This is a genomic window from Streptomyces sp. NPDC093089 (assembly GCF_044754405.1).
Classification (GTDB): Bacteria; Actinomycetota; Actinomycetes; order Streptomycetales; family Streptomycetaceae; genus Streptomyces.
On record NZ_JBIVPA010000010.1, the window covers coordinates 303439 to 328578 of the forward strand.

At 73.7% G+C, this 25140-nt stretch carries 26 protein-coding genes and 1 pseudogene; 13 read left to right on the forward strand and 14 right to left on the reverse strand.

The window, feature by feature from the left end; translation table 11 throughout:
• Window positions 1-54: 54 nt before the first annotated feature.
• Window positions 55-1302, reverse strand: coding sequence for an ATP-grasp domain-containing protein (locus tag ACIQFX_RS24755; protein ID WP_402467176.1), 1248 nt, complete (start codon window positions 1300-1302; stop codon window positions 55-57).
• Between the two features lie 228 nt (window positions 1303-1530).
• Between ACIQFX_RS24755 and ACIQFX_RS24760 the strand changes: the two genes are divergently transcribed.
• From ACIQFX_RS24760 to ACIQFX_RS24780, 5 genes are read left to right on the forward strand one after another with little or no spacing between them, the layout of a single operon-like run.
• Window positions 1531-2457, forward strand: coding sequence for a phosphotransferase family protein (locus tag ACIQFX_RS24760; RefSeq protein WP_402467178.1), 927 nt, complete (start codon window positions 1531-1533; stop codon window positions 2455-2457).
• A complete protein-coding gene (locus ACIQFX_RS24765; RefSeq protein WP_402467181.1) occupies window positions 2454-4304 on the forward strand; it encodes a glycosyltransferase in 1851 nt (616 codons plus the stop codon). The genes ACIQFX_RS24760 and ACIQFX_RS24765 overlap by 4 nt, the downstream gene beginning before the upstream one ends.
• A complete protein-coding gene (locus ACIQFX_RS24770; RefSeq protein WP_402467183.1) occupies window positions 4301-4717 on the forward strand; it encodes a hypothetical protein in 417 nt (138 codons plus the stop codon). The genes ACIQFX_RS24765 and ACIQFX_RS24770 overlap by 4 nt, the downstream gene beginning before the upstream one ends.
• Window positions 4717-5961, forward strand: coding sequence for an FAD-dependent oxidoreductase (locus tag ACIQFX_RS24775; RefSeq protein ID WP_402467186.1), 1245 nt, complete (start codon window positions 4717-4719; stop codon window positions 5959-5961). Before ACIQFX_RS24770 ends, ACIQFX_RS24775 begins: the two co-directional genes overlap by 1 nt.
• Window positions 5958-6827 carry a family 16 glycosylhydrolase gene (locus ACIQFX_RS24780; RefSeq protein WP_402467188.1) on the forward strand — a complete coding sequence of 290 codons (870 nt, stop codon included), beginning with the start codon at window positions 5958-5960 and terminating at the stop codon, window positions 6825-6827. Before ACIQFX_RS24775 ends, ACIQFX_RS24780 begins: the two co-directional genes overlap by 4 nt.
• Window positions 6828-6892: 65 nt before the next feature.
• On the opposite strand, the gene ACIQFX_RS24785 is transcribed toward ACIQFX_RS24780, so the two are convergent.
• From ACIQFX_RS24785 to ACIQFX_RS24805, 5 genes are all read right to left on the reverse strand, one after another.
• Window positions 6893-7759, reverse strand: coding sequence for a polysaccharide deacetylase family protein (locus ACIQFX_RS24785; protein ID WP_402467190.1), 867 nt, complete (start codon window positions 7757-7759; stop codon window positions 6893-6895).
• Between the two features lie 110 nt (window positions 7760-7869).
• A complete protein-coding gene (locus ACIQFX_RS24790) occupies window positions 7870-8868 on the reverse strand; it encodes a glycosyltransferase family 2 protein (RefSeq protein ID WP_402467192.1) in 999 nt (332 codons plus the stop codon).
• Window positions 8865-10115, reverse strand: a complete 1251-nt coding sequence (locus ACIQFX_RS24795; RefSeq protein WP_402467194.1) for a lipopolysaccharide biosynthesis protein — start codon at window positions 10113-10115, stop codon at window positions 8865-8867. Before ACIQFX_RS24795 ends, ACIQFX_RS24790 begins: the two co-directional genes overlap by 4 nt.
• A gap of 299 nt (window positions 10116-10414) precedes the next feature.
• The gene (locus ACIQFX_RS24800) at window positions 10415-12178 is read right to left on the reverse strand and encodes a glycosyltransferase (protein ID WP_402467197.1); all 1764 of its coding nucleotides are present in this window, start codon (window positions 12176-12178) and stop codon (window positions 10415-10417) included.
• Window positions 12175-13002: a glycosyltransferase family 2 protein gene (locus ACIQFX_RS24805; RefSeq protein ID WP_402467199.1), complete on the reverse strand. Its 828-nt coding sequence runs from the start codon at window positions 13000-13002 to the stop codon at window positions 12175-12177. The genes ACIQFX_RS24800 and ACIQFX_RS24805 overlap by 4 nt, the downstream gene beginning before the upstream one ends.
• A gap of 215 nt (window positions 13003-13217) precedes the next feature.
• On the opposite strand from ACIQFX_RS24805, the gene ACIQFX_RS24810 reads away from it, so the two are divergent.
• Window positions 13218-13940 (forward strand): TetR/AcrR family transcriptional regulator, encoded by a 723-nt coding sequence (locus ACIQFX_RS24810; RefSeq protein WP_402467202.1) that lies wholly within the window; start codon window positions 13218-13220, stop codon window positions 13938-13940.
• 33 nt (window positions 13941-13973) lie between these two features.
• Here the strand turns inward: ACIQFX_RS24810 and mqnP are convergent, their stop codons facing one another.
• Window positions 13974-14876 (reverse strand): menaquinone biosynthesis prenyltransferase MqnP, encoded by a 903-nt coding sequence (gene mqnP, locus ACIQFX_RS24815; RefSeq protein WP_402467204.1) that lies wholly within the window; start codon window positions 14874-14876, stop codon window positions 13974-13976.
• Window positions 14873-16330, reverse strand: coding sequence for a menaquinone biosynthesis decarboxylase (locus tag ACIQFX_RS24820; RefSeq protein WP_402467206.1), 1458 nt, complete (start codon window positions 16328-16330; stop codon window positions 14873-14875). The genes mqnP and ACIQFX_RS24820 overlap by 4 nt, the downstream gene beginning before the upstream one ends.
• An 89-nt stretch (window positions 16331-16419) precedes the next feature.
• Between ACIQFX_RS24820 and ACIQFX_RS24825 the strand changes: the two genes are divergently transcribed.
• Window positions 16420-16806 (forward strand): PLD nuclease N-terminal domain-containing protein, encoded by a 387-nt coding sequence (locus ACIQFX_RS24825; RefSeq protein ID WP_402467208.1) that lies wholly within the window; start codon window positions 16420-16422, stop codon window positions 16804-16806.
• A 43-nt stretch (window positions 16807-16849) separates the two neighbouring features.
• Entirely contained in the window at window positions 16850-17740 is an 891-nt protein-coding gene (locus tag ACIQFX_RS24830; RefSeq protein WP_402467210.1) for a LysR family transcriptional regulator, read from the forward strand.
• On the opposite strand, the gene ACIQFX_RS24835 is transcribed toward ACIQFX_RS24830, so the two are convergent.
• A complete protein-coding gene (locus ACIQFX_RS24835; RefSeq protein ID WP_402467213.1) occupies window positions 17637-18572 on the reverse strand; it encodes a DMT family transporter in 936 nt (311 codons plus the stop codon). The two genes, ACIQFX_RS24830 and ACIQFX_RS24835, sit on opposite strands and share 104 nt — an antisense overlap.
• Window positions 18573-18792: 220 nt before the next feature.
• On the opposite strand from ACIQFX_RS24835, the gene ACIQFX_RS24840 reads away from it, so the two are divergent.
• On the forward strand, window positions 18793-19428 hold the full coding sequence (locus ACIQFX_RS24840) for a flavodoxin family protein (RefSeq protein WP_402467215.1): 636 nt from the start codon (window positions 18793-18795) through the stop codon (window positions 19426-19428).
• Here the strand turns inward: ACIQFX_RS24840 and ACIQFX_RS24845 are convergent.
• Window positions 19401-19754: a hypothetical protein gene (locus ACIQFX_RS24845; RefSeq protein WP_402467219.1), complete on the reverse strand. Its 354-nt coding sequence runs from the start codon at window positions 19752-19754 to the stop codon at window positions 19401-19403. The two genes, ACIQFX_RS24840 and ACIQFX_RS24845, sit on opposite strands and share 28 nt — an antisense overlap.
• Window positions 19751-20092, reverse strand: coding sequence for a hypothetical protein (locus ACIQFX_RS24850; RefSeq protein ID WP_402467222.1), 342 nt, complete (start codon window positions 20090-20092; stop codon window positions 19751-19753). The genes ACIQFX_RS24845 and ACIQFX_RS24850 overlap by 4 nt, the downstream gene beginning before the upstream one ends.
• Before the next feature lie 162 nt (window positions 20093-20254).
• Between ACIQFX_RS24850 and ACIQFX_RS24855 the strand changes: the two are divergent.
• The 3 genes and pseudogenes from ACIQFX_RS24855 to ACIQFX_RS24865 form a co-directional block, all read left to right on the forward strand.
• Window positions 20255-20464, forward strand: a pseudogene (locus tag ACIQFX_RS24855) (GntR family transcriptional regulator); the annotation flags it as partial.
• Between the two features lie 84 nt (window positions 20465-20548).
• Window positions 20549-21001, forward strand: coding sequence for a nucleoside deaminase (locus ACIQFX_RS24860; RefSeq protein WP_402467428.1), 453 nt, complete (start codon window positions 20549-20551; stop codon window positions 20999-21001).
• Entirely contained in the window at window positions 20994-21902 is a 909-nt protein-coding gene (locus ACIQFX_RS24865) for an isopenicillin N synthase family dioxygenase (RefSeq protein WP_402467225.1), read from the forward strand. Before ACIQFX_RS24860 ends, ACIQFX_RS24865 begins: the two co-directional genes overlap by 8 nt.
• A 55-nt stretch (window positions 21903-21957) precedes the next feature.
• Here ACIQFX_RS24865 and ACIQFX_RS24870 read toward each other — a convergent pair whose 3' ends face one another.
• Both ACIQFX_RS24870 and ACIQFX_RS24875 read right to left on the reverse strand, forming a co-directional pair.
• Window positions 21958-22155: a hypothetical protein gene (locus tag ACIQFX_RS24870; protein WP_402467228.1), complete on the reverse strand. Its 198-nt coding sequence runs from the start codon at window positions 22153-22155 to the stop codon at window positions 21958-21960.
• Window positions 22156-22266: 111 nt separating this feature from the next.
• Window positions 22267-22602: a hypothetical protein gene (locus ACIQFX_RS24875; protein WP_402467231.1), complete on the reverse strand. Its 336-nt coding sequence runs from the start codon at window positions 22600-22602 to the stop codon at window positions 22267-22269.
• Between the two features lie 158 nt (window positions 22603-22760).
• Between ACIQFX_RS24875 and ACIQFX_RS24880 the strand changes: the two genes are divergently transcribed.
• Window positions 22761-23744, forward strand: coding sequence for a LuxR C-terminal-related transcriptional regulator (locus ACIQFX_RS24880; protein ID WP_402467234.1), 984 nt, complete (start codon window positions 22761-22763; stop codon window positions 23742-23744).
• Between the two features lie 120 nt (window positions 23745-23864).
• On the opposite strand, the gene ACIQFX_RS24885 is transcribed toward ACIQFX_RS24880, so the two are convergent.
• A complete protein-coding gene (locus tag ACIQFX_RS24885) occupies window positions 23865-25106 on the reverse strand; it encodes a VCBS repeat-containing protein (RefSeq protein ID WP_402467237.1) in 1242 nt (413 codons plus the stop codon).
• Window positions 25107-25140: the final 34 nt, after the last annotated feature.

Sequence of the window (25140 nt, forward strand, 5' to 3'; positions counted from 1 at the left end):
CTCCGGAGCCGGCTGCAGGCCGGACGGCCGGGGATCACGGACCGGTCCGCACCGTCAGGCCCGGCCGGCCGTCGCCTTCGCGCGCACGTCGCGGCCGAGGCGGCGGGCGACCGTGCCGAGGAAGCGGACCGCCTCGGCCAGGGCCGGCAGCGGGTCCTCGACGCTGAGCCAGGCGCGCTCGGTCTCCGCCACCGGCAGCAGGCCGTGCGGCAGCCGGTGCTCCTCCCGCAGCCACGCCGCCACCGACGGCAGGTCGAGGTGGCCGGCCACGAACACCCGCCCGTCGGCCTGCGGAGCCGACGGCACGTCACGGCCCGTCAGGTCGAGGTGCAGGGCCCGTACGACGTCCACGCCCTCGACGTTCTCGAAGAGGCGGAACTGGGCGCCGGTCCGCGGGTTGAAGTCCACCAGCTTGTACCGCCCGTCGCGGCCGTCGTAGCGCCAGTCGAGGTCCGCAACCCCGCTGTAGCCGATCCGGCGGCACAGGTCCGCCGCCAGCTCCCCGAGGACGGGGTTGCCCAGGGCCACCGCCCGGGTCGTCACCCCGGCGTGCGGCGGCCAGGACCGCAGCTTCAGGCCGGTGAACACCACCCGGGGCGCACCGCCGGCCCCGCAGTACAGGTGGGTGATCCAGTCCTCGGCCCCCTCCCTCGGGATGTACTCCTGCACCAGGACCGGGGGCAGCGCGCCCGGCGGGAAGCGGTCGAGGAGGTCGCGCTCGTCGCGCACCGCGGTGGTGCTGCCGACCGCCGGGGTGCGCAGCCGGGTCCACGCGTCACGGTTCTTGAGGACGACGGGGAAGCCCAACTCACGCCCCGCGTCCACGAGTTCGTCGCGGTCGGTGGGCGCCCTGCTGCGGGGCGAGCCGACGCCCAGCTCCTCGCAGATCGCGTGCAGGCTCGCCTTGCCGGCCAGCAGCCGCGGCAGCTCCGGCGGGACCGGCGGCAGCAGGAAGTGCTCGGCGAGGGCGTCGGCGTGTTCGGCCATCAGGATCGCGGCCTCGTCGTCGGTCGGCACCGGGACGCAGGGCGTGCCGACGGAGCGGCCGAGGGCGAGGAAGGCGGCGAGCAGCTCCTCCGGGCCCTCCAGGCCGGTCGTCGGCCGGACGAACGCGCGGCCCACGTGCCGGGACAGCGCGACCGGGGTCAGCCGGTCCTCGACGACGGCGTGCACGGTGACGCCCGCCCGGCCGAGGGTGCGCACCACGCCGAGCCCGCCGTGGTGCTGCGGGTACCTGCCGACCTTGGCGAGCAGTGCGGGCACCGCCGGGTCGAGAGGCGGTCCGTCCGACGCGCGCCTCACGGTTCTCCCTTCGCCCGCGTCCCGTAGGGAGGTGCGGGCCGACGCCCCAGGCGCCCTCCTCATTGTCCCATAGAGCAGGAAAACATGGGGTGTTCTAGAGTTGGTAGCGATATGTCCGCCTTGGGGAACGCACTCCCGCTCAGTACGCCACGGCCCCTGGGAGCACTGGCCGACCGGACCGCGGCGCACGGCATGGTGCGTCGGGCGGGACCCTGCGAAGTGACCGTGATGCCGCGGCGCACCGTCTCCCACACGAACCTGCTGGTCTTCGCGGTGGATTGGGCGGGCACCGGAGTCGTGGTCAAGTACCCCAGGGCCGAAGGGGCTTCCGAGGCCCTCGCCCTGGAGTGGGACCACCTGCGCGACCTCGCGGCCGACCGGCGCCTCGCCCCGTGGCGGCCGCTCCTGCCCGCCACCGTCGGCAGCCGACCGGACGCCGGGCCGCCCCGCCGGCCCCTCGTGCAGACCCGGCTCCCCGGCGTCCCCGCCGGGCCGCTCCTCCCCGAGCGGCCCCGTGACCTGCGCCGTACCGTGACCGCCGCCCTCCGCCTGCTCGCCGCCCTGCGGGACGCGACGGGCCGCCGGGAGACCGCCGCGGACCACGCCGCCGACTGGGCGCACGAGCAGCTGGCCGTCCTGGCCGCCGAGATCGGCCGGGGCCTGCCGGGCGCCGGTCCCACGGCCCTCGACCCGCTGCGGCGGCGGCTCGACGGGGCCCTCGCCACCGCCACCCTGACGCGGGGCTGGACGCACGGCGACTTCCACATCGGCAACCTCCTGCTCGACGAGGACCGCACCCGGATCACCGGCGTCTTCGACTGGGGCAACGCCCGCCCCGACGGCCCGGCCGAGATCGACGCGTGCACCTTCGTCCTCGCGACCCGCGAGGCCCTCGGCGGCCCCCCGATGGGACGGCAGGTCGCCGAGGCCCTGCGCCGCGGCCGGCTCCCCGAGGCCGACCGCGCGCTGCTGTCCGCCCACGGCGTCGACCCGGACGGCGGCGGCGACCCGGCGACGCTGCCGCTGCTGACCTGGCTCTGGCACGTGTCGGGGAACCTCCGCAAGACCCGGCACTTCGGCCGCAGCCGCCGCTGGCTGGGCGTCTCGGTCGCCCCGGTCCTGCGGGAGGCCGCGCGCAGCGCGGAAACACCATGACGGGCGCGCGGGAAGGCCCCGCGGACCCCGCCGCCACCCGCGTGGGGTCCCGCACGGCCGGGCGGGACCGGGCGTCCTCCGCGGCACCCCCCGCCCCCGCGCCCGCCCGCGGCGCCACCGTGCGCCACTGGTCCGTCCGCGCGGCGCTCCCCCTCTCGCTCGTCCTCTGGCTGCTCTCGCTGCGCGCGGTCCCCCTCGACCGCATGGGCGACCTCGGACTCCTCCAGGTCCTGCCCCCGCTGTTCTGGATCGCCGCCGCCCTGCTCACCCTCGGCTTCTGCCTCGCCCTGAGCGACCGCCGCACCCACAGTGCCTGGCTGACCGGCTACGTGTTCGGGCTGATCGCCCTGCTGCACGCCACGCCCACGCTGCTGTACCCGACCCTGCGCTACTCCTGGGCGTGGAAGCACCTGGCGGTCATCGACGCGATGCTGCGGCACGGCGGCGAGGTGCCGAACGCCGACAAGTTCTCCATCTACAACGACTGGCCGGGGTTCTTCCAGCTCAACGCCCTGTTCCTGCGGGCCACCGGGCTGGACTCCGCCGTCGGCTACGCCGCCTGGGCACCGGCGTTCGCCAATGCCCTGCTGCTCGCCCCGCTCCTGCTGCTGTACCGGTCGGTGACCCGCGACCGGCGGCTCGCCTGGGGCGCGGTCTGGACGTTCTACGTCTGCTCCTGGGTCGGACAGGACTACTTCGCGCCGCAGACCTTCGCCTTCCTGCTCTTCATGACCGTGATCGCCGTGCTGTTCCGGCAGCTGCCGACGTCGGCGCTGCCCCGCCCCGATCCGCGCCGGCGGAAGGGCTGGCCGCCCGCGCTCCTCGCGGGCGTCGTGGTGCTGGTGGCCGCGATCGTGGTCTCCCACCCGCTCACCCCGCTGATGCTGATCAGCGCGCTCGTCGCGCTGTCGCTGCCGCGCCGCAACCGGCGGGCCGCCCTGCCGGTCCTCGCCGCCGCGGTCGTCCTCACCGCCCTCTGGGACACCACCGTGGCCCGGTCGTACATCTCCGTCCACATCACGAACCTCGTGCGGTCGCTCGTCCAGCCGGACGAGAACCTCGCCTCGGGACTCGCCTCGACGGGCAACGCGGCTCCGGGGCAGATCCTGTTGTCCTGGGTCGACCGCGGGCTGTCCGCCGCGGTCATCGTGCTGGCCGTGGCGGCGTTCGTCGTCCGCCCCTGGACCCGGCGCACCGGACTGCCCCTGCTCGCCGTGGCGCCGATCCCGCTGCTCGCCGCGAACGCCTACGGCGGCGAGATGCTCTTCCGGGCCTACCTCTTCGCCCTGCCCGCCGTCGCGTTCCTGGTGGCAGCCCTGCTGCTGCCGTCCGGGGCCCGGCAGCACGCCTGGCGCCCGCTCTTCGTGTACCCCGTGTTCCTGGCCCTGCTCGGCGGCCTGGTCTTCGGCTACTACGGCAAGGAGGCGGTGAACCGGTTCACGGCCGACGAGGTCGCCGCCGCGCGCTACGTGACCGACCACGCCCCACCGGGCGCGACGATCGTCACGCTCACCTCGGACGTCCCCGGCCTCGACCTGAACTACGAGGAGCACCGCAGGATCCAACTGGCCCACCAGAGCACGAAGGACACCGAACGCCTCGTGCGGCACCCGCTGGCCGGGGTGACCGCGTTCCTGTACGGCTCCACCGAGCAGCGGCCGGCGTACATCGTGCTCAGCCGGGCCCAGGACATGAACAACTACCTCTCCGGGACGCTGCCCGCCGACATCTCCGCGCGGATGCAGGCCGCGATGGCGAACGCGCCGGGCTTCACCCGCGTCTACGCCGACGAGCACGCCGTGGTCTACCGCTACGTGACCCCGCCACCCGACGGAGGCACCCCGTGACCGCGGTCCCGGCGCTCCCCCGCCTGGGACTCGCCGCCTCGGGATGGCTCGCACTGCTCGCCACCCTGCTGCCGGAGGCGGCGCCGCTGCGGGTGGCGACCGTGACCGTGTTCCTGCTGGTCTGCCCCGGCCTCGCGGCCGTCCTCGCGCTGCGGCCGGCCACCGCGCGCGGCATGCCCCGGTTGGCGGTCCTGGAGGCCGCCCTGCTCAGCCTGGCGCTCGGCCTCGCGATGGCCACGCTCGTGGCCGTGGTGCTCTTCCTCGGCGGCGTCTTCACCGCCACCCGGGGCCTGCTCGTGCTCGCCGTGCTGACATCCGTCCTCGCGCTCCTGCCCCGCCGCCACGGCGCGCGGGAACCGGACGACGAGGTGCAATCTGGTGGAGGGGGAAGCGGGGGGAGAGGAGGTGCGTGATGGCCCCGGAGCCTGGCAGTACCGGCCGCGGTCGGCTTCCCGTAGTGGTCGTCGGAGCGGGTCCGTACGGGCTCTCCACCGCCACCTGGCTGCGAGCCGCCGGCGTGACGGCCCGCGTCTTCGGCGAACCGATGGAGAGCTGGCGGACGCACATGCCCGACGGCATGTTCCTCAAGTCCGTCCCGACGGCCTCGTCGATCTCCACCCCCGACGGTGGCCACCGGTTCGCGGACTTCCGCACCGCCCGCGGCAGACGGCCGGTGGGCGACACCTACCCGATCCCGGTCGACGAGTTCATCGCGTACGGCGACTGGTTCCAGGAGCACCGGGTGCCGGAGGTCGAGCAGACGGCCGTGCGCGACGTGCGGGCCGCGGACGGCGGGTTCGGCGTCACCCTGGACTCCGGCGAGGAGATCACCGCGGGCTCCGTGGTGATCGCCAGCGGCCTCGTGCCGTACGCGTACCGGCCGCCCGGCCTCGCCCCGCTCTTCCCGGCGGGCCTCGCGTCCCACCCCTGCGACCACGCCGACCTCTCCCCCTTCGCCGGCCGCCGGGTCGCGGTCGTCGGCGCGGGCCAGTCCGCGCTGGAGAGCGCCGCGCTGCTGCACGAGGCGGGCGCCCATCCCACGGTCATCGCCCGCACCGGGTCCCTCCTGTTCGGCGTGCCCCCGGAGGCGGACCGGCCCTCGTCCCGCTCCCGGGCGACCCGGCTGCTCAAACCGGCCTCCCCGCTGGGCCCCGGCTGGTCCCACGCCGCCGTCAGCCGCGGTGCGGGCGCCTACCGCAGGCTGCCGCTCCCGGTGCGCAACCACTTCCTGCGGACCGTGCTCGGCCCGTCGGGCGCCTGGTGGCTGCGGGACCGGGTGGACGGCCGATTCCCCGTGATGTGCGGGCACCGGGTGGCCTCGGCACGGCAGGAGAACGGCGACGGAACGATCCGGCTGGAGGTCGCCGACACGGCCGGCGGGACGGAGCTCGTGGACACCGACCACATCCTCACGGCCACCGGCTACCGGGTGGACGTGGACCGGCTCTCCCTCCTGGAGCCGACCCTGCGGCAGGCGGTCCGGACCCTGCCCGGCGGCGCGCCGGAGCTGTCGCCGGGCCTCGAGTCGTCCGTACCCGGCCTGTACTTCACCAGCCTGGCCGCGGCCCCCACGTTCGGCCCCGTCCTGCGCTTCGTCTGCGGTACGGACTTCGCCGCCCGCCGGGTCGCGGGATCGGTCGCGGGCGGGCCGCGGTGACCCGAGGCGGCGCGCCCCGGTTCCGCGGGCGGTCGGCGGCGCTGGCGCCGGCCGCCGCGCTCCTCGCGCTCGCCGCCTGCGGCGGCCCGGCCGGCGGCGACGAACCGCCGCCGCCGGCGCCCGCCGCCGCCGTCTCCGGCCCCGCGACCCCCGGACCGTGGCGGCTCGTCCTCGACGACGAGTTCGACGGTTCGCGTCTGGACACGGACCTCTGGGCCACCTGCTACGACTGGAACAAGGACGGCTGCACCATCAGCAGCAACAACGAGTCCCAGTGGTACCTGCCGAGCCAGGTCTCCGTCGACGACGGCGAGCTCACCCTCACCGCCCGCCGCCGCGACACGCGCGGCAGCGACGACGAGACCTATCCGTGGCGGTCCGGCATGATCTCCACCGGACGCGACGACTGGTACGGCGAACCCCGCCGGACCTTCACCTACGGGTACTTCGAGGCCTCGATCCGCATCCCGGCCGAAGCGGGCATGTTCCCCGCGTTCTGGATGATGCCCGCCTCCCGCTACACCCCGCCGGAGATCGACATCATGGAGTTCCTCGACTCCACGACCCGGGTCAGCATGTACGTCCACTGGCGCGAGCCCGGCGGCGAGCGGGCCCGCCAGCGCGGCACGTACGGCCCCTCCGACTTCTCCGGACGCTTCCACGTGTTCGGCCTCCTCTGGGAGCCCGACGCCCTCGTCTGGTACGTCGACGGCGTCGAGCGCTTCCGCGTGACCGGGACCGAGCGGATCCCGGACGTCCCCATGGAAGTGATGATCAACCTGGCCGTCGGCGTACCGAAGGAACCGCCCGACGACGTCGACCGGGCCCGCATGCGCGTGGACTGGGTGCGGGTCTGGCAGAAGTGAGGGTGCGTCAGGAGGCTTCCGGATGCCGCACGTCCGACGTCAGGGTGGCCGAGGCGCGTCCGGCATCAGGGCAGCGCCCTGTACGGCACGTGCAGCCGCTCCCTCGTCCGGCGGTACGCCCGCCAGCCCCGGGTCCTGACCCCCTCGGGGAACGGCGCGACCTGCGCCCCGGCACCCCGCATCCACTCCCGGAAGCGCTCCCGGCCCGTGTCGGCCCGCACCATCAGGCGGGCGATGCGCCACGGATCGTCACCCGCCGAACTGAACGCGTCGCGCACCGCCGCCGACGACGTCCACCCGGCCGCGCGCACCTGCGCGCGCACCGCGCGACTGGAGTACCCGTGCGGGTACGCGAAGGCCGTCACCCGGTGCCCCAGGACGTCCTCCAACTCCCGCCCGCAACCCGCCACTTCCTCGCGCATCCGGCCGGCCCTCAGGACGTCGAGCTGCGGGTGCGTCCGGGTGTGCCCGCCGATCTCCACCCCGGCCTCGTCGAGTTCCGCGAGCTGGGCCCGGCTCAGCATCCGCGACCCCGGCGGGAACGGCCCGCCCGCACCACCACCGGCCAGACCACCGGTGGTGACGTACAGCGTCGCCGGCATCCCCCACCGGGCGAGCAGCGGCAGCACGGTCGCCCGGAAGTCCGCGAACCCGTCGTCGAACGTCAGCACCGCCGCCCGCTCGGGCAGCGGCGCGCCACCCCGCTGCGCGGCCACCAGCGCCCGCAGCGGCACGACCCGCAGACCGCTGTCGGCGATCAGGGCCAGATGCTCCGCGAACGTCCGCGGGCTCACCGTGAACGGCGCGATCCACGGCGGCGGATCGACCGCCACCGAGTGGTACAGGAACACCGGCACGGCTGCCAGGGACCCGTCCAGCCCGGCGGGCCCCGCGGCCACCACCCCCTTCCGAAGCCGCGGCACGGCGGCCACGGGCCCCTCCCGGCCGCCCGGCACGGCGGCCGCCCGTCCCCCCGGGCCGCCCGACACGGCGGTCGGACGACCCTCCCCGTCACTCCTCGTCCGGCCCCCCGGCGCCGTGTTCACGGCCGCCCCCGGCCCGCCGCGGCCGGCCGGGGCACCGCGGTGCGCGCCGTCGGTGCCCCGGCCGGCCGGGGGGCGGGAGCGGGGCGGCGGGCGCGGCCCACCGCGTAGCCGGCGACGGTGGCACCGACGCCGCCGACGAGAGCGCCGGCCGTGCGCAGCCCGGCCGGACGGCCGGGCCGCAGGGCGCGGCCGAAGGCCCGCGGGACGGTCGAGCGGAGGTAGGCGCGTTCGCTGGCGAGGGCGGCCCGGGTGCCGCCGAGCCGGGCGACCTGCGCCTTGGAGAGTCCTTCCGCGTAGCAGCGGGAGACGAAGTACGCCCAGGTGGCGCGGGCGGCGGGCACCCGGTGGCGGACGGCCGCGGCGGGCTCGTGGAGCAGGACGGAGCCGGGGCGGCGGGCCGCGATGCGCAGGCAGAGCTCGGTCTCCTCGCAGCCCAGCGGCCGGGTGCCGACGCGGCCCAGGTCGGCGCGGAAGCCTCCGGCGGCGACGACCTCGGCGCGCCGGAAGGACATGTTGGCGCCGATGAAGTTCCGTACGGGCGCGAGGCGCCGGGGCAGGCCCCGGTACGAGCAGCCGACCACCCAGTCGAACTCGGGCGGGAACCACTCCGGCCGCCGGGTGGCCCACCACGGCCGGACCAGGCCGCCGACGCCCGCGACGTCGGGGTCGGCGTACCGGGCGAGGAGCCCCTCGGACCAGTCCGGTGCGGCGGCCGCGTCGTCGTCGAGGAAGGCGACGACCTCGCAACGGGCGGCCTCGACACCGGTGTTGCGGCCGTCCGACAGGCCCTGGCGGCCGGTGTTCGCGAGGACCCGCACCCCGGTGAAGGCGGCGGACGCCCGCTCGTACAGCTCGGGGCAGTGGTCGACGACGAGGACGATCTCGTCCACGGGGTGCCGCTGGGCGAGCAGCGACCCGATCGCCGCCGTCAGGTCGTCCCACCGGTCGAGGGTGTAGGCGCAGACCACGACGGTCACGCTCGGCAGGGTGTTCACGAGGACCTCCCGGGGGCTGCCGTGAGCCAGTGGGAACGCCGGATCAGCAGCGGTGCGGCGAGCAGGGACGTGGTCACCAGCCAGGCGACACCGGCCCCGGTGATCCCCATGACCGGCAGCAGCAGCTTGGTCAGCCCGAGCACGAGGACGCACATGGCGATCTGCAGGCCCACCGCCCGGCGCAGCCGCCGGCGGGCCCGCGACAGGTCGATGGCGATGCTGACGACGATGTTCGGCAGCGCCGACAGGGCGAGCAGCCGCAGCAGCATGGTCCCGTGCTCGGCGTACTCCTCCCCGAAGACGGAGAGGATCTGCGGGGCGAGCGCCACGACGAGGACGACCGCGGACCCGAGCAGCAGCGCCGTGTGCCGCAGCACCTTCACCCCGTGCTCGACCAGCTGCCCTGGGCTCCGCACGGCCTCCACGACCAGCGAGCTGCCCAGGTTGCGGGTCACCAGGTACAGCACGTACCCGACGATCCACGCCAGCGAGAAGTACGCGCTCTGCTCCGCCCCCAGCGCGTTCAGGACCATCAGCGGGACCAGCGTGTACGCGGCCATCCGGAACAGCGAGCCGAGGTAGTCGGCCGACGCGTACCGCAGCGCCCCGGCCGGGCGCTCCGCGACCGTCGACGACCGCACGTGCTGCGGCACGGCCCTGCGCAGCAGCACGAAGTTGGTGAGGAGGAGCGACACCGCGAGCGCTCCCGCCCAGGACAGCAGGATGCCGGACTGCAGTGCCAGTGCCGCGCCCAGGCCGAGCAGGCCGATCTTCACGCAGGCGAAGACCACGTTCTCGGCGACCACCCATCCGGGCCGACGCACCGCCGTCAGCGCGCCGTCCTGCATCACGAACACCGCGTACGCGGCGGTGGTCGCGACGAAGCCGGCGGCGGTCACCGGCGTCAGCAGGAAGTCCAGTTCGGGGGCGACCACCGGCACCAGCAGCAGGAACCCCAGCGCGGCGAGCGCGCTGACGCTCGTGCTCACCGCGTAGCAGGTGAGGATCATCCGACGGGTGTGGTGCCCGGCCGAGGGCACGAACCGGACCAGGAAGTCGGACAGGTTGAGCTGCCCGATTCCCGCGAGCAGCAGCGTCACGGACAGCGCCGAATAACTGACGCCCACCACCTCGTCGTCGTACCAGCGCGCTGCGATGACCCAGAAGAAGGACCCCAGCCCGGCACTCACCAGCGAACTCACCGCGAGCAGATGCCCGTTGCGCAGGAGCGGATCCCGGGAAAGCACCGCCCGAGCCCCGGCCCGCACCACCGACCCGAACGAACGTCGGCCTTCGGGGGCGGGCGCGGCAGGGGCCTGGCCGCCGGGGGCGGGTACGTCGGGGGCGGACGGGCGGGAGGACGCCGCGCTGGAGGCGGGCGCGTCAGGGACGGATGCTCCGGGGACAGGCTCGCCGGAGGCCGGCGCGCCAGGGGCCGGCGCGCGGCCTCCGACCGCCTGCGACGTCCGCGCGTGGCGCGGGGCTTGTGCGGTGCGGGTGATGCGGAACGCGGACACCACGGGTCCCTGTCGTGACGGCTGCCCGGTCATCGTGCTCCGCCCCGCCTCCGTGATTCGGGGTGGGCACGGACACCGTCGGCCCGCCCCACGCGGGCGCGACCGTCGGAGCCGACGGGCCAGGGGGCGGCCCGGGCGCTCCGGCCCTGTCCGGCCCCTCGGCGCAGCCGCCGCTCCTCGCGCCGGCTGCGCAGGTAGCCGAACGGCCCGTACAGCAGGCCGCGCAGCTCCAGCCGGGCGATCCGGGACGAGGCGACCTCCGTCGCCGTACCAGCCCCGGCGACCGCACCGGCTCCCGCAGCCGATCCGGCCCCGGATCCGGCCCCCGCGTCCGCACCGGCGGCAGGTCCCGCACCCGCCCCGGTGCCACGCCCGGTGCCGGGCTCGGCACCACGTCCGGTGCCGTGCCCGGCACCCGGCCCGGTGTCGAGGCCGGTGTCGAGACCGACGCCACGCCCGGTGTCGAGCCCGGCCGCCCGTTCGCGGCTCCTGGCCAGCGCGTACCGCACGCCGCCGGGCAGCCGTCGCAGGAGCGCGGGCAGCATGCGCGGTTCGTGGACGAGCGCTCCGGCGAGGTAGGCGCCGAAGCCCGCGCCGTAGCCGAACGCCTGTGCTTCGAGCGCCTCGGGGGTGCGGCGGTGGCGGTGCCAGACGATCGCGGCGGGCTCGTAGGCGAGGGAGTGGCCCCGGGCGAGCACCCGGAAGAACGAGAGCAGGTCGTCGCCGCCGTGCGCGGGGGTGCCGGCGCCGGTGGCGGGGTCGAAACCGCCGAGCCCGCGCAGCAGGTCCGTGCGGAAGGCCATGTTCGCGCCGGACCCGAACCGGCCGGCCGTGAACGGGAACAGCGGGTCCGTGGGCGGGGCGCACAGCGACCAGGTCCGCGGGGCGTACCCCTTCGCGAACGCGCCGTGCCTCTCCAGCGCGACCTGCGCCTCGGTGTCCAGCTCGGCGGGGACGATGAGGCCGGTGACGCAGCCGGTCCGGGCGTCGGCCAGGAACGGTGCGGCGAGCGCGGTCAGCCACCCGGGGTCGACGAGCGTGTCGTCGTCCGTGAAGGCGGCGATGGGGCCCCGGGCGGCGGCCAGTCCCCGGTTGTGCGCGCGGGCGAGGCCGGGCACCGGCTCGCGCAGGTAGCGGACGACGGGCCGCCGCTTCCGTCCGGCCCCGGTCCTGGCCACGGCCCGGTCTCCGTCGCCGGCCACGGCCCAGTCTCCGGCCCCGACCCCGTCACGGTCGCGGTCGCGGTCGCGGTCGCGGTCGCGGAGCGGACCGTACTCCCGCCGGATCAGCTCCTCGGTGGATCCGTCCGCCGGGGCGTTGTCCACCACGATGACCTCGAACCGCGGGTACGCGAGCGCGAGCAGCGAGTCCAGGCAGTCCCTGAGCATCGCGGCGCGGTTCCGCGTCGCGATGATCACGCTGATCTCCGGGGGCGGGGCGACGGCGGAACGGGAGCGCGGGCCCGGTGCCGTGACGGCGGCGGAAGGACCTCCGGCGCCCTGGCCCGAAGCGGCCGCGGAAAGACCTCCGGCGCCCGGGGCCTCCGGCGCGGCGGGCGCGGCGGGGAAGTCCCGCAGGGCCGCGTCCGCGAGCGCCTGCCACAGTTCCCCGGGGCCGTGTCCGGACGCCTCGGCCATCCCGAGCGGGCGGCCGTGCAGGCGTACGAGGCCCAGTGCGCGGCCCGAGGGTCCGATCCGTACCCGGCCTCCGGGGCGCCGGAAGGCACCCGGTGCGGCGAGGTCGATGTCCACGACGGGCATCGGGACGGACAGCCCGGGCGGGGCGGGGGTCACGGCGTGCTCCGCTCCTGCGGGGCGGGCGGCGCCATCGCGCCGGGTCGCTCGGACAGGAGGGTGCGGAGCACTCGCCGCCCGTCGGAGATCGCGTGCAGGTTGGAGCGTCCGTTGCGCCGGGGGAGTTCGAGGCTCGGGACCTCGGCGATCCGGAGTCCGGAGCGCAGGGCGTGCACGATCATCTCGGTCTCGATCTCGAAGCCGGTGGCGTGGAGGTCGAGCTGGTCGAGGAAGGTGCGGCGGAAGGCGCAGAAGCCGTAGCAGAGGTCGGTGAGCGTGGCGTCGTAGAGCCGGTTCACGAGGGCGAGCAGGGCGTGGTTGCCGAGCCGGCGGAAGCGGGTGATGTCGAGGGAGCCGCCGCCTTCGACGAAGCGGGAGCCCTTGACGAAGTCGTACCCGTTCTCCAGGAAGTGCACGAAGTGCGGGATCTCGGCGGGGGACATGCTGCCGTCGGCGTCCATCATCACGATGTACTCGCCGCGCGCCGCGAGGAAGCCGGTGCGCAGGGCGTTGCCCTTGCCCTTGCCGCTCTGCGGGATGCTGCGGACCGTGGGCAGGATCTGGGTCGCGACGCGGACGGTGGCGTCGTGGGAGTCGCCGTCGATGAGGAGGACCTCGCCGACGCAGTCCGGGATCTGTTCGAACACCCAGGGGATGTTGCGCGCCTCGTTGAGCGCGGGGACGACCAGGCTCACCGCGAGCCGGGTGGGCGCCCGGTCCTCGGCGCGCCGCATCGGGTGCGGGGGCGGGTCGGTGGAGCGGCGGATGGGGTGGTCGTCGGGCTGTGAGCCGGTGCTCTGCGGCAGGGTCGGGTACGTGGTCATGATGGGGCTCCGGATCGAATCGGTGCACGGTCGTGCCGTGCTGCGGAGGCCGTCCGCCGGACGTGGTGCCCGGCGGGTTTCACCTTGCCGACAGCACCGTACGTTTACGACGTATATGTACACTTTATCCCTGGATGTTCAGCGGTCAAGGCGAGGCGGTCGCCCGGCGGGGGCGGGCACGCCTCCCACCGGGACGGCACGGCGGAGGCGGGCACATGCCGATCGAGAAGGACCCCGCGCGGGGGCGCCGGGCACCGGCCCGCCGCGCCGGCGACCACGGCCGCTACGGCCGGCTGAGCCGGGAGCGCGTGCTCGCCACCGCCCTGGAGCTGGTCGACCGGGAGGGGCTGTCCGCCCTGAGCATGCGCCGGACCGGCGCCGAGCTCGGTGTGGAGGCCATGGCGCTGTACCGGTACGCGGCGGGCAAGGACGCCCTGCTCGACGGCCTGGTCGAGGCCCTCTACACGGAACTGGAGGAACGGCTCGCAGCCTCGCCCGAGGCACCCGGATGGCGGGACGAGCTCCACCGGATCGCCGCCGAGACCTACGGGGTCGTCTTCGCCCACCCCCACGTGGCCCCGCTCCTGGCCACCCGCATGCTGGCGGTCCCGCTCGCCCGCCGCCCGCTCCCCGTGCTCCGGGGCCACGAGCGCATCCTGACCCTGCTCGGCCGGGCGGGCCTCGACGAGGAAGCCACCGTCACGGCCTTCCGGGCCGTCACCGGCTGGGTCCTCGGCTACGTCCTGGGCGACCTGCGCGCGATGGTCGACAACCCCGACGAGCCCGACCCGGCGTTCCGCCTCGGCCTGCACCGCATGCCGGCGCGCGAGCTCCCCCGCCTCCGCGACGCCGCCCCGGTCCTGGCCCGCCACGGCGGCCCGGCCGGCCTGGCCGCCGGCCTCGACGCCCTCCTGGACGGATTCGCCCCCGGCGCCTGAGGGGCGGCCGGGGGCGAAAGGGGTCCGTCGTCGTCAGAGCGAGAGGCCCCGCACGAGCAGGTCGAGCAGCGCGCACACGAACAGGCTGATCCCGATGAAGCCGTTCGTCGTGAAGAACGCCCGGTTGAGCCGCGACAGGTCGTGCGGCTTCACGATCGAGTGCTCGTACCCGAAGGCCGCCACCACGATCACGAGGCCGATCCAGAAGAACGTTCCGGCGTCGGTGGCCAGCGCGTACCAGACGAGCAGGCCCGTCGTCACGACCGCCGACGCACGGGCGCCCCACAGCGCCGCCGGCACGCCGAACCGCGCCGGCACGGACATCACGCCGTGCGCCCGGTCCGCCTGCACGTCCTGGCAGGCGAAGATCAGGTCGAACCCGCCGATCCACACGCCCACCGCGAGCCCCAGGATCACCGCGTCCCAGGACCACTCACCGGTCACCGCCAGCCACGCCCCGATCGGCCCGATCGCCTGCGCGAGGCCGAGGATCGCGTGCGGGAAGTTCGTGAACCGCTTGCCGTACGGGTAGACGACCATCGGGATCACCGCGAGCGGCGCCAGCGCCAGGCACAGCGGATTGAGGAGCGCGGCCGCCCCCAGGAACACCACGACGGCGATCCCGGCCCCGACCCACGCCGACCGCACGGACACCGCGCCCGTCACCAGCTCGCGGTTGGCCGTCCGCGGGTTCCGCGCGTCGATCTCCCGGTCGATGATCCGGTTGCAGGCCATCGCGAACGTCCGCAGCCCCACCATGCACACCGTCACCAGGAACAGCGTCCACCAGTGGATGTTCCGGTCGAGCTGGAACATCGCGGTGAGCGAGGCGATGTACGCGAAGGGCAGCGCGAACACCGAGTGCTCGATCATCACGAGCCGCAGGAACGCCTTGGTGCGCCCCGGCTGCGCACCCGGTACGGCAGCCGTGGTCACAGCCCGTACTCCTTCCAGCGGCGGTCCACCAGGGCCGCCGTCGCCGGGTCGGACTCGACCATGTCGGGCCAGCCGCCGTCGCGGGTGTAGCCCTCCTCGGGGAGCTTCTTGGTGGCGTCGATGCCGGCCTTGCCGCCCCAGAACTGCTGGTAGGAGGCGTGGTCGAGGTGGTCGACGGGCCCTTCGACGACGGTGAGGTCGCGGGCGTAGTCGGTGTTGCCGAGGGCCCGCCAGGAGACCTCGTGGAGGTCGTGGACGTCGCAGTCCTTGTCGACGACGATGATCAGCTTGGTCAGCGACATCATGTGGGCGCCCCAGATGGCGTGCATGACCTTCTGGGCGTGCTTCGGGTACTTCTTGTCGATCGAGACGATCGCGCAGTTGTGGAAGCCGCCCGACTCCGGCAGGTGGTAGTCGACGATGTCCGGCACGATGATCTTGAGCAGGGGCAGGAAGAACCGCTCCGTGGCCCGCCCCAGCGGCCCGTCCTCGGTCGGCGGCCGGCCGACGACGATCGACTGGAGCAGCGGGCGCTTCCGCATCGTGATGCAGTCGATCTTCAGCGCGGGGAACGGCTCCTGCGGCGTGTAGAAGCCGGTGTGGTCGCCGAAGGGGCCCTCCGGCAGCATCTCGCCGGGCTCCAGCCAGCCCTCGACGACGACCTCGGCGTGGGCCGGGACCTGGAGCGGGACGGTCTTGCAGTCGACCATCTCGATCCGCTTGCCCTGCACGAAGCCGGCGAACAGGTACTCGTCGATGTCGCCCGGCAGCGGGGCCGTCGAGGCGTACGTGACGGCCGGCGGGCAGCCGAAGGCGATGGCGACCGGCAGCCGCTCGCCCTTCGCCGCGGCCACCGCGTAGTGGTTCCGGCTGTCCTTGTGGATCTGCCAGTGCATGCCGATGGTGCGCTTGTCGTGCCGCTGGAGCCGGTAGAGCCCCAGGTTCCGCACGCCGGTCTCGGGGTGCTTGGTGTGGGTGAGGCCCAGGTTGAAGAAGGATCCGCCGTCCTTCGGCCAGGTGAAGAGGGCCGGCAGCTTGTCGAGGTCGACGTCGTCGCCGGTGAGCACGACCTCCTGCACGGGGGCCGCCTCGGACTTCACCTTCTTCGGCGGCACGTGGACCATCGAGCCGAGCTTCCCGAAGGCCTCGCGGACGCCGACGAAACCGTGCGGGAGCTCGGGCTTGAGCAGCCCGCCGATCTTCTCGCTGATCTCGCCGTACGACTTGAGGCCGAGCGCCTTGAGCAGCCGCCGGTCCGTCCCGAAGACGTTCATCGCGAGCGGCATGGCGGAGCCCTTGACGTTCTCGAAGAGGAGCGCCGGGCCTCCCGCCTTGTTCACGCGGTCCACGATCTCCCCGACCTCCAGGTACGGGTCGACTTCGGCCTTGATGCGCTTGAGGTCGCCTTCGCGCTCCAGGGCCCTGAGCAGCGAGCGGAGATCGTCGTAAGCCATAGGGGCCAGTATCCGCCACGGGCTAGGCTTGACTCGTCACCGGGGCCGCCGCAACGCGCCCCGCCACTGCTTCCAGGGGGCTGTCCCACATGCTCAGGGCACTGATGTACATCCTGCCGCTGGCACTGACGATCTACGCCTTCATCGACTGCCTCAACACCCCCGAGGACGAGGCCAAGCACCTGCCGAAGGTCGTCTGGGTCATCATCATCCTGCTCTTCTGGATCGTCGGGCCCATCGTCTGGTTCGCCGCCGGCAAGATGCGCCGCGCCCCCGCCGGCGGCCGTACGCCCTCCGAGTGGCACCGCAACCACCGCCAGGAGTGGGTCGCCCCCGACGACAACCCCGACTTCCTGAAGTCCCTCCGCGAGGAGAACAAGAAGGACGAGTCCGTCCTCAAGGACTGGGAGGCCGACCTCCGCCGCCGCGAGGAGGAGCTGAAGAAGCGCGAGCGCGGCGAGGACGCGGACGGCTGATGGCACCCCGGCACCACGGACGGACCGAGAGGACGGCGCGCTGATGGAGCTGCGGCTCCTGGCCACCTTCGAGAAGGTCGCCGACGTCCTCTCCTTCACGCGGGCCGCCGCCGACCTGGGCTACGCCCAGTCCAGCGTCACCGGCCAGATCCGCTCCCTGGAGTCGTCCCTCGGCGTGGAGCTCTTCGAGCGGCTCGGCAGCCGCATCCGCCTCACCGAGGCCGGTGAGCGGCTCCTCCCGTACGCCCGCCGCATGGCGGACCTCGCGGAGGAGGCCCGTACCGCCGTCGCGGCCACCGGTGAACCCTCCGGGCCGATCGCCGTCGGCACCATGGAATCCCTCACCTCCTACCGGCTGCCGCCGCTCCTGGAGTACTTCCACCACCGCTACCCCGGGGTCCGGCTGACCCTCCGCCCCACCCTCGGCGACGAGACCCGTCAGGCCCTCCGCCAGGGCACCTACGACGTCGGCTTCCTCATGGAGCCCGACACCGAGCACGAGGGCCTGGAGTCCGAGGTCCTCGCCCCCGAGCCCCTCGTCCTCGTCGCGGGCCCGGGCCACCCCCTGGTCGGCCGTACGGCCCTGACGAGCGAGGACCTCGCCGGCGCCCAGCTCGTCGGCACCGAGCCCGGCTGCCCCTACCGCGACCTCTTCGAGCGGGAGCTCCGGGAGTGGGCGCCGCCCTTCATGGAGTTCGGCACCATCGAGGCGACCAAGCGCGGCGTCGCCGCCGGCCTCGGCATCGCCCTCCTCCCCCGGGTGACCGTCGCCGGGGAGATCGCCTCCGGCGCCCTGGTCCCGCTGGCCTGGCAGGCCCCCTTCACCCTCTTCACGCAGCTCGCGTGGCGACGGGGGAAGCGGCTTCCCCCGCACGTCCGCCTGTTCGTCGAGCAGGCGCGCCGCCTCGTGTCCGAGCAGACCCCGCCAGCGTGACCCTCAGGCTCGCCAGCACGATCAGCGGGACCCCGAGCGCCTGCACCAGCCCGATGTGGTGCCCGTACACCGCCCAGTCGACCCCCATCGCGACCGCCGGGTAGGTGAAGGCGAGCACCGCGATCTTCGCGGTCGGCAGCTTGGCGTAGGCCGCGTACATCAGCACGTACATCAGACCCGTGTGGATGAGCCCCAGGCCCACCAGCCACGCCCACCCGGCCCCGAGCCCCGCCACCGCGCCGAAGTCCGTGAACGGCAGCAGCAGCGGCATCCCCACGAGCACCTGCACCAGCGCGATCAGATGCGGCCGCACCCCGGTGATCCGCTTCGTCACGAACGTCGACAGCGCGTACAGCACCGCCGCCGCGAGCGCGAACCCGATCCCCTTGAGCGACGCCGTGTCCCCCGGCCGCACCCCGGACACCAGCACCAGCCCCACGAAGGCGACGACCAGCCACCCCAGCTTCCCGGCCGGGATCCGCTCCCTCATGAACACCGCCCCCAGCACCACCAGGAAGAACGGCTGCGTGTGGTAGACGACGGTCGCGAGCGAGATCGAGCTGGCCTCGTACGCCTCGAACAGGAACACCCAGTTGAAGACGATGAACACCCCGCCGAGCGCCGCCATGCCCAGCTTCCGCGCCGTGAACCCGTGCCCGGTGAAGAACCCCCGCGCCAGGCTGTACGCGCCCAGCGCCAGCGCCCCGAAGAGGCACCGGAAGAACACCACCTCGAAGGGCGACGCCCCCGACTCGACGACGAAGACGCCGAGGGTGCCCGACAGCACCATGGCGAGGGTCAGTTCGACGGTTCCCCTGGTCTCGTTTCTCATGCCACCGACGCTACGAGCGGGCCCCGCACCCGGTCCACGAGCCACTGGGGAGTCCTCCCGATGGGCCCGATCGGCAGAACCGATGGGAGCCGTCGGGTACCCGATCGCCAGAGCCGATGGGAGCCACCGGGTACCCGATCGGCGCGGCCGACGGGCCCCGGAATACCCCCGGGAAGGCGGGAGTTGGCACCGGGTACCCGACGACACCGGAGCATCAGACATGACGCAGGACACCCCGCACCGCCCGGGCCATCAGGACCGCCCGGACCGCTCGTTCCTCTTCGTCCTCGGCAGCTCCCGCGCCGACGGCAACTCCGAGCTCCTCGCCCGCGCCGCCGCCGCCCACCTCCCCCCGGACGTCCCGCAGCGCTGGGTGGACCTGAACGAACTGGCCCTGCCCGACTTCCAGGACGGCCGCCACGATGCCCCCGGCCGGCAGCCCCACGAGACCGAGGAACTGCTCCGTCAGGCCACCCTCGACGCCACCGACGTCGTCATCGTCTCCCCCCTCTACTGGTACAGCCTCTCCGCCCAGACCAAGCGCTACCTCGACCACTGGTCCGGCTGGCTCAACGTCCCCGGCTCCGACTTCAAGGCCCGCATGGCCGGCCGCACCCTCTGGGGCGTCACCGCCATGGCCCACGACGAACACGAGGTCGCCGACGGCCTCGTCACCTCCCTCAGCCACTCCGCCGCCTACCTCCGCATGCACTTCGGCGGCGTCCTCAAGGGCACCGCCTCCCGCCCCGGCGACATCCACTCCGACGAACAGGCCCTCATCCGCGCCAAGACCTTCTTCCAGGGCCCCACCCCCCTCGCCCTCTTCCCCTACGAGGAGGCCGACGCGGCCGCCTGAAGGCCGTGGCACGGACACCCGCACACCAGGTAGCGGACCCCCGGTACTCCGCTGTCGCGCGGCGCGTGGTCGCGGCAGCGGTCGTGGCGGCCGACGACGCAGCGCGGGGATCGGAACTCCGGCTCGGGCGGGTCCGTGAGGGCGCGGGCCAGCAGGGAGACGGTCACCGCGTCCGCGATCTCGGGCGTCACCCACCAACCGTCGCCCGCGCGGTCGCGGTGCGGGCCGTCGTGCGACACGGCGAGCACGCAGACCGAGCCGCCCCACACCGGGCGTACGACCTCGGCCACGTCGAGCACGGACCGGCGCGCCCCGCAGCGGCTCATCGGGCGCTCCCCGCGTGGATGTCGCGGTGGTCGACGTCGAGGCCGACGGTGGCGAGCCAGAGGGTGCGGCGGCGTTTGCGCTGGGCCGAGCGGGCGCCCGGGCCGGAGAGGTACGGGCGCACCAGGGGCGAGCGGGAGCCGTCCAGGGGCATCACCTGCTCCCGGGCGTACGGGGAACGGCGGGTGGGTGCGCGGTGCCGGCGCGGGGCGGCGGCGGGTGGGGCCGTCGGACGGGGGCGGGGCCGGTGACGGCCGGTGGGGGGCAGGGTGAGCATGAGAAGCCAGAGGAGGAGCGGGATCCAGGCCCGACCCAGTGCGCGCGCGATAGGGTTCCGCACGTCATCAACTCCCTTATGAGTTGGTGGCCATGCCCCGGGAGGTCTAGCCACCTCGCCGGGGTCTTCCATGCGGGTCACCCTAGTGCGCGCTACACAGTGCTATAGCGCTACATAGCTAGATCCATCCAAACGTGTATTAGTACGACTACCTAGTGTTGACCCATGAGCCTTGACCCGAAGTCGGGACGCCCGCTGTACAAGCAGTTGGCCGACGTGATCGCAGCGAAGATCGCGACCGGGGAGTACGCCCCCGACCGCATGGTTCCCACACCGGCTCGCCTCGCCGAGGAGTACGGCATCGCCGTGCTGACCGCCCGTCGGGCCATGCGCGAGCTCGCCGGGAACGGTCTGATCTACACCGTGCCGGGCAAGGGCTCCTACGTCATGCCCGCCGCCGGGGAGCCCGCCCGACGCACCCCGGGTGATCCCGACACCCCGCCGGGGAAGGCTCCCCGCATGGACGAGGAACTGGCACGGCGGTGGCTGGCCACCGCGCTCGACGAGGCCCGCACCGGCCGCGCCGAGGGTGGGATTCCGATCGGGGCGGCGCTGTACGGCGCGGACGGCACACTGCTGGGGCGGGGGCACAACCGGCGGGTGCAGGACGGGGACCCGTCGGCGCACGGGGAGACCGCGGCGTTCCGGGCGGCCGGGCGGCAGCGCTCGTACCGGGGGACGACGATGGTGACGACGCTGTCGCCGTGCTGGTACTGCTCGGGGCTGGTGCGGCAGTTCGGGATCTCGCGGGTGGTCGTCGGGGAGGCGGAGACGTTCCACGGCGGGCACGGGTGGCTGGTGGAGCACGGGGTCGAGGTCGTGGTGCTGGACGATCCCGAATGCGTAGAGCTGATGCGGGAGTTCATCGAGCGGGAGCCCGCGCTGTGGAACGAGGACATCGGCGATGAGTGAGGCGAGCCTGCCCACGATCGATCTGTCGCGCGACCCGGCTCCGCAGCTGCCGGCGGTCGACCGGGCCCTGCGGGAGGCGGGGTTCCTGCTGGTGACGGGGCACGGGGTGGATCCGGGACTGCGGGCGGAGATCCGGGCGGTCGCGCGCCGTTTCTTCCATCTGCCGGCCGCGGTGAAGGAGCCGTACGCCGTGCGGGTCGGCGGGCGGGGGTGGCTGGGGCCGGGCGCGGAGGCGAACGGGTACGCGGAGGGGACGGAGACGCCGCCGGACCTGAAGGAGTCGCTGTCGTTCGCGGCGGAGGAGCCGACGGGGGACGCGGCGGTGGACGCGGAGTGGTTCCTGCCGAACACCTGGCCCGCGGAGGTACCGGAGCTGAAGCCGCTGGTGGAGCGGTATCTGGCGGAGATGAAGGCGCTGTCGGACCGGGTGCTCGACGTACTCGGGGAGGCGCTGGGCGAGGAGCGGGACTTCTTCACGCGTCACACGGGGCACCCGACGTTCGGCTTCAACATCAACTGGTACCCGGGGCGGGAGCGGACGGGCGAGCCTGAGCCGGGTCAGTTCCGGATCGGGCCGCACACGGACTTCGGGACGGTGACCGTGCTGGACCGGGAGGCGGGGAAGGGCGGGCTCCAGGTGTTCACGGAAGCCGGAGGGTGGCAGGACGCGCCGTTCGACCCGGCCGCGTTCACGGTCAACATCGGTGACCTGATGGCGGGTTGGACCGGTGGGCGGTGGCGGTCGGGGCGCCATCGGGTGCTGCCGCCGCCGGCCGACGCGCCCACCGAGGAGCTGATGTCGCTGGTGTACTTCTACGAGTGCACGCCGGGGACGACGATCCACGGGATCAAGTCGCACGGGTATCTGCGGGCCCAGCTCGACGCCATCGCCACGGACTGACCGCGGGCCCGGCTCGACGCCATCGCCACGGACTGACCGCGCCCTCGCGGGCGGCTCACTGCCAGCCGAAGTCGTCCTTGCCGGTGCCGGTGTTCGCGCCGAGGTCCGCGTCGGCCACGACGGTGACCACGCCCCGGAGCCCGGCGGGCTCGACGAGCTCGGCGGCACTCACGGCAGTCGTCGTGGCGAGCAGGAGGGCGGTGGTGACGGTGGCGAGGGCCGCGGCGGCCTTGAGGGTGCGGAGGCTGGTCATGTCGGTGGGCCTTTCGGATGCGGGACGGCTAAGTCCGTTGCAGGAGTGAGGAGTTCCGTACCGGTGGGGCGCCCCGCGGTGGCGTCCTTCCGGCGATCTCCACTCTGGCCGTCAGCGGAGGCCGGTTGAAGGGTTGCCGGCTGGCCCCAAGAGGCCGTGTCCCAATGGGGCCAGGAGAGGGGCCTCCGCGGTGCGCAGGCGCCATCCCGCGAGGGCCGGGTGGCACTCAAGGAGGCGCAGGCAGAGCGCCGCCGTCCCGGACTCGGCCTCCGCCAGAGAGCCGGCCAGCAGGAAGACGCCGAGCACGGGCAGGGGGAGGGCGTCCGGGTGGGCGCTGACGTGCTCGACGCGCTCCTCGGGGAGGGCGAGGGCGAGCGCCCGGACCGCGGCGTCCTCGGGTAGCAACTGGGCTCCGGGAGGCTGGAGTCGGGCGTGAATCAAGTACATGAAGTCCAGCCTGTCCGGTGCGGGGCCGGAAACCCAGCGGCCCGCCCTGGACCCTTCGAGCCGTGGCCGGAAGAGGCCTCATCGATCGACTCCCCCTCCCGATCCGCACGGACGTGCGAGTATGCGAAGGCAAGATCATCGAGAGGGGGGCCTCTACGTTGTCCACGCTGTTGGGACTCGACCAGGATTCGGAATCGGTCTACCGGGGCATGCTCGCGCACCCCGCGGACGGCGTCGCCGCGATCGGCGCGCGGTTGCGACTGCCGGAGGAGAGGGTGCGCAGCGCCCTCGACCGGCTGAGCGAACTGGGCCTCGCCCGGCCCTCGTACGACAGCCCGGGGACGATCCGGGCGGTGAGTCCGGACGTCGGCATGGAGCTGCTGCTCGCCCGCCAGCAGGTCGAGCTGCTGGCCCAGCAGCAGCGGGTGGAGGCCAGCCGGGCCGCCGCCGCCCAGCTGATCTCGGAGTACGCGGACCTGCGCCCCGGCTCGCCGGAGCCCGGAGTGGAGCACCTGACGGGCCTCGACGCGATCCGCGACCGGCTGTCCCTGCTCCATCGGGAGGTCCGGGAGGAGGTGATGATCTTCGCCCCGGACGGCGAGCAGACCCCGGACAACCTGGAGGCGTCCCGCCCCCTAGACCAGGCCCTGCTCGAACGGGGCGTCCGGATGCGCACCGTGTACCTGGACAGCGTGCGCAACAGCCCGCACACCATGGAGTACGCGGAGTGGCTGGCGGGGCTGGGGCGGCAGGCCCGCACGGTGCCGACCCTGCCGGTACGGATGATCATCACCGACCGGTCGACGGCCGTCATGCCGGTCAGCGACGACTCCGCGGCCGGCGCCGTGGTCCTCACCGGTCAGGGGACGCTCGCCGCGCTCTGCGCCCTCTTCGAGTCCGTCTGGGAGAAGGCCAGGCCGCTCGGCTCGGAGGCCAAGCGGGACGAGCGGGGCCTGACGGACACAGAGGAGACGACGCTGAAGCTGCTCGCCCTCGGCTACACGGACGAGGCCATCGCGAAGCGGCTGGCCGTCTCCCACCGCACCGCCCGCCGGCACGCGACGACGCTGATGGAGCGGCTGGGTGCGCGGAGCCGTTTCGAGGCGGGGGTACGCGCGGTGCAGCGGGGCTGGCTGACCTGACCGGGGCCGACGGGAGCGGGGCTGGCTGACCTGATCGGGGGCGACGGGAGCGGGGCGGGAGTCGTCCTCCCGCCCCGCTCCCGTCGTGGGGGTCAGCGCGCCCCGCTCCCGTCGTGGGGGTCAGCGCGGCTCGCCCCAGGCGATCTTGGTCACGGCGCCGTCGTCGAAGCGGAGGTGGAACTCACCCGTCGAGGGGCGCCAGATGCCCACGTTGTCGGGGGCACCGCCGTCCCAGTTGGCCGAGACCGGAATGTCGCCCTGCTCGCCCCAGTACACCTTCTTCAGGCTGCCGTCGTCCATGCGCAGGTGGAACTCGCCCGTGGACGGGCGGTAGATGCCGACGTTGTCCGCGCCGCTGCCGTCCCAGTTGCCGGCGACCGGGATGTCGCCCTGCGTGCCCCAAGCGATCTTGTGCAGGCTGCCGTCGTCGAAGCGGAGGTGGAACTCTCCGGTGGACGGACGCCAGATGCCGACGTTGTCCGCCGCGCCGCCGTCCCAGTTGGCCGACACGGGCATGTCGCCCTGCTCGCCCCAGTACACCTTGGTCAGGCTGCCGTCGTCCATGCGCAGGTGGAACTCGCCGGTGGACGGGCGCCAGATGCCGACGTTGTCCGTTCCGCTGCCGTCCCAGTTGGCCGAGACGGGGACGTCGCCCTGCTCGCCCCAGTACACCTTGTACAGGCTGCCGTCGTCGAAGCGGAGGTGGAACTCTCCGGTGGACGGGCGGTAGATGCCGACGTTGTCCGCGGCGCCGCCGTCCCAGTTGGCCGCGACCGGGATGTCGCCGGCGCTGTCGACGGCCTTCTTGTAACGGAGGGCCTTGTAGTCGCCGTTGGGGTGTCCGTCGATGGTGGAGGCGTTGATGGACATGCCGGTGATGTGCTTCACCGGGGTCGAACCGAAGCTGTAGTACGAGAACTTGGTGTGCGCGGCGTCGTCCCACTTCTCGAAGAGGATGACGTGGTCGTAGTAGCTGTTGAGGACGTCACCGGCCTTCAGCTGGCTGCGGGAGATCTCGTACGTGTCGGCGCTGTTCGCGATGCCGACGGTGTTGAGGCTGGAGGACAGGTGCCAGGCCATCGACACGTATCCGGAGCAGTCCGTGCGGTAGTACTTGCCGCCAGAGTCGGGGTACGAGCCGCCCTGGTTGTACGTGATGCCCTTGCCGAGCCAGTACTTGGCGCGCTGGATGATCTCGTCGCGGGAGATGGTGCCGCCGATCGCGGACGACGCTTCCGCGGTGACGGCCACGGCGGTGGCGGGCGCGGCGGCCTGGGCGGGGGTCACGACGGAGGCGGTGACGGCGAGACCGGCGACGGCGAGGGACGCGGCGGCACGGACGACGGAACGCTTCATGGGCATGGATGTCTCCTGTGAGATGAGGGAGGGGAAGGGG

Coding starts and splice junctions, on each gene's coding strand:
- ACIQFX_RS24845 (WP_402467219.1), bottom strand. CDS start 19,754: ATGAGCCGCTGCGGGGCGCGCCGGTCCGTGCTCGACGTGGCCGAGGTC.
- ACIQFX_RS24835 (WP_402467213.1), bottom strand. CDS start 18,572: ATGAGAAACGAGACCAGGGGAACCGTCGAACTGACCCTCGCCATGGTG.
- ACIQFX_RS24775 (WP_402467186.1), top strand. CDS start 4,717: ATGGCCCCGGAGCCTGGCAGTACCGGCCGCGGTCGGCTTCCCGTAGTG.
- ACIQFX_RS24820 (WP_402467206.1), bottom strand. CDS start 16,330: ATGGCTTACGACGATCTCCGCTCGCTGCTCAGGGCCCTGGAGCGCGAA.
- ACIQFX_RS24765 (WP_402467181.1), top strand. CDS start 2,454: ATGACGGGCGCGCGGGAAGGCCCCGCGGACCCCGCCGCCACCCGCGTG.
- ACIQFX_RS24860 (WP_402467428.1), top strand. CDS start 20,549: ATGGACGAGGAACTGGCACGGCGGTGGCTGGCCACCGCGCTCGACGAG.
- ACIQFX_RS24870 (WP_402467228.1), bottom strand. CDS start 22,155: ATGACCAGCCTCCGCACCCTCAAGGCCGCCGCGGCCCTCGCCACCGTC.
- ACIQFX_RS24810 (WP_402467202.1), top strand. CDS start 13,218: ATGCCGATCGAGAAGGACCCCGCGCGGGGGCGCCGGGCACCGGCCCGC.
- ACIQFX_RS24830 (WP_402467210.1), top strand. CDS start 16,850: ATGGAGCTGCGGCTCCTGGCCACCTTCGAGAAGGTCGCCGACGTCCTC.
- ACIQFX_RS24875 (WP_402467231.1), bottom strand. CDS start 22,602: ATGTACTTGATTCACGCCCGACTCCAGCCTCCCGGAGCCCAGTTGCTA.
- ACIQFX_RS24825 (WP_402467208.1), top strand. CDS start 16,420: ATGCTCAGGGCACTGATGTACATCCTGCCGCTGGCACTGACGATCTAC.
- ACIQFX_RS24885 (WP_402467237.1), bottom strand. CDS start 25,106: ATGCCCATGAAGCGTTCCGTCGTCCGTGCCGCCGCGTCCCTCGCCGTC.
- ACIQFX_RS24865 (WP_402467225.1), top strand. CDS start 20,994: ATGAGTGAGGCGAGCCTGCCCACGATCGATCTGTCGCGCGACCCGGCT.
- ACIQFX_RS24840 (WP_402467215.1), top strand. CDS start 18,793: ATGACGCAGGACACCCCGCACCGCCCGGGCCATCAGGACCGCCCGGAC.
- ACIQFX_RS24760 (WP_402467178.1), top strand. CDS start 1,531: ATGCCGCGGCGCACCGTCTCCCACACGAACCTGCTGGTCTTCGCGGTG.
- ACIQFX_RS24805 (WP_402467199.1), bottom strand. CDS start 13,002: ATGACCACGTACCCGACCCTGCCGCAGAGCACCGGCTCACAGCCCGAC.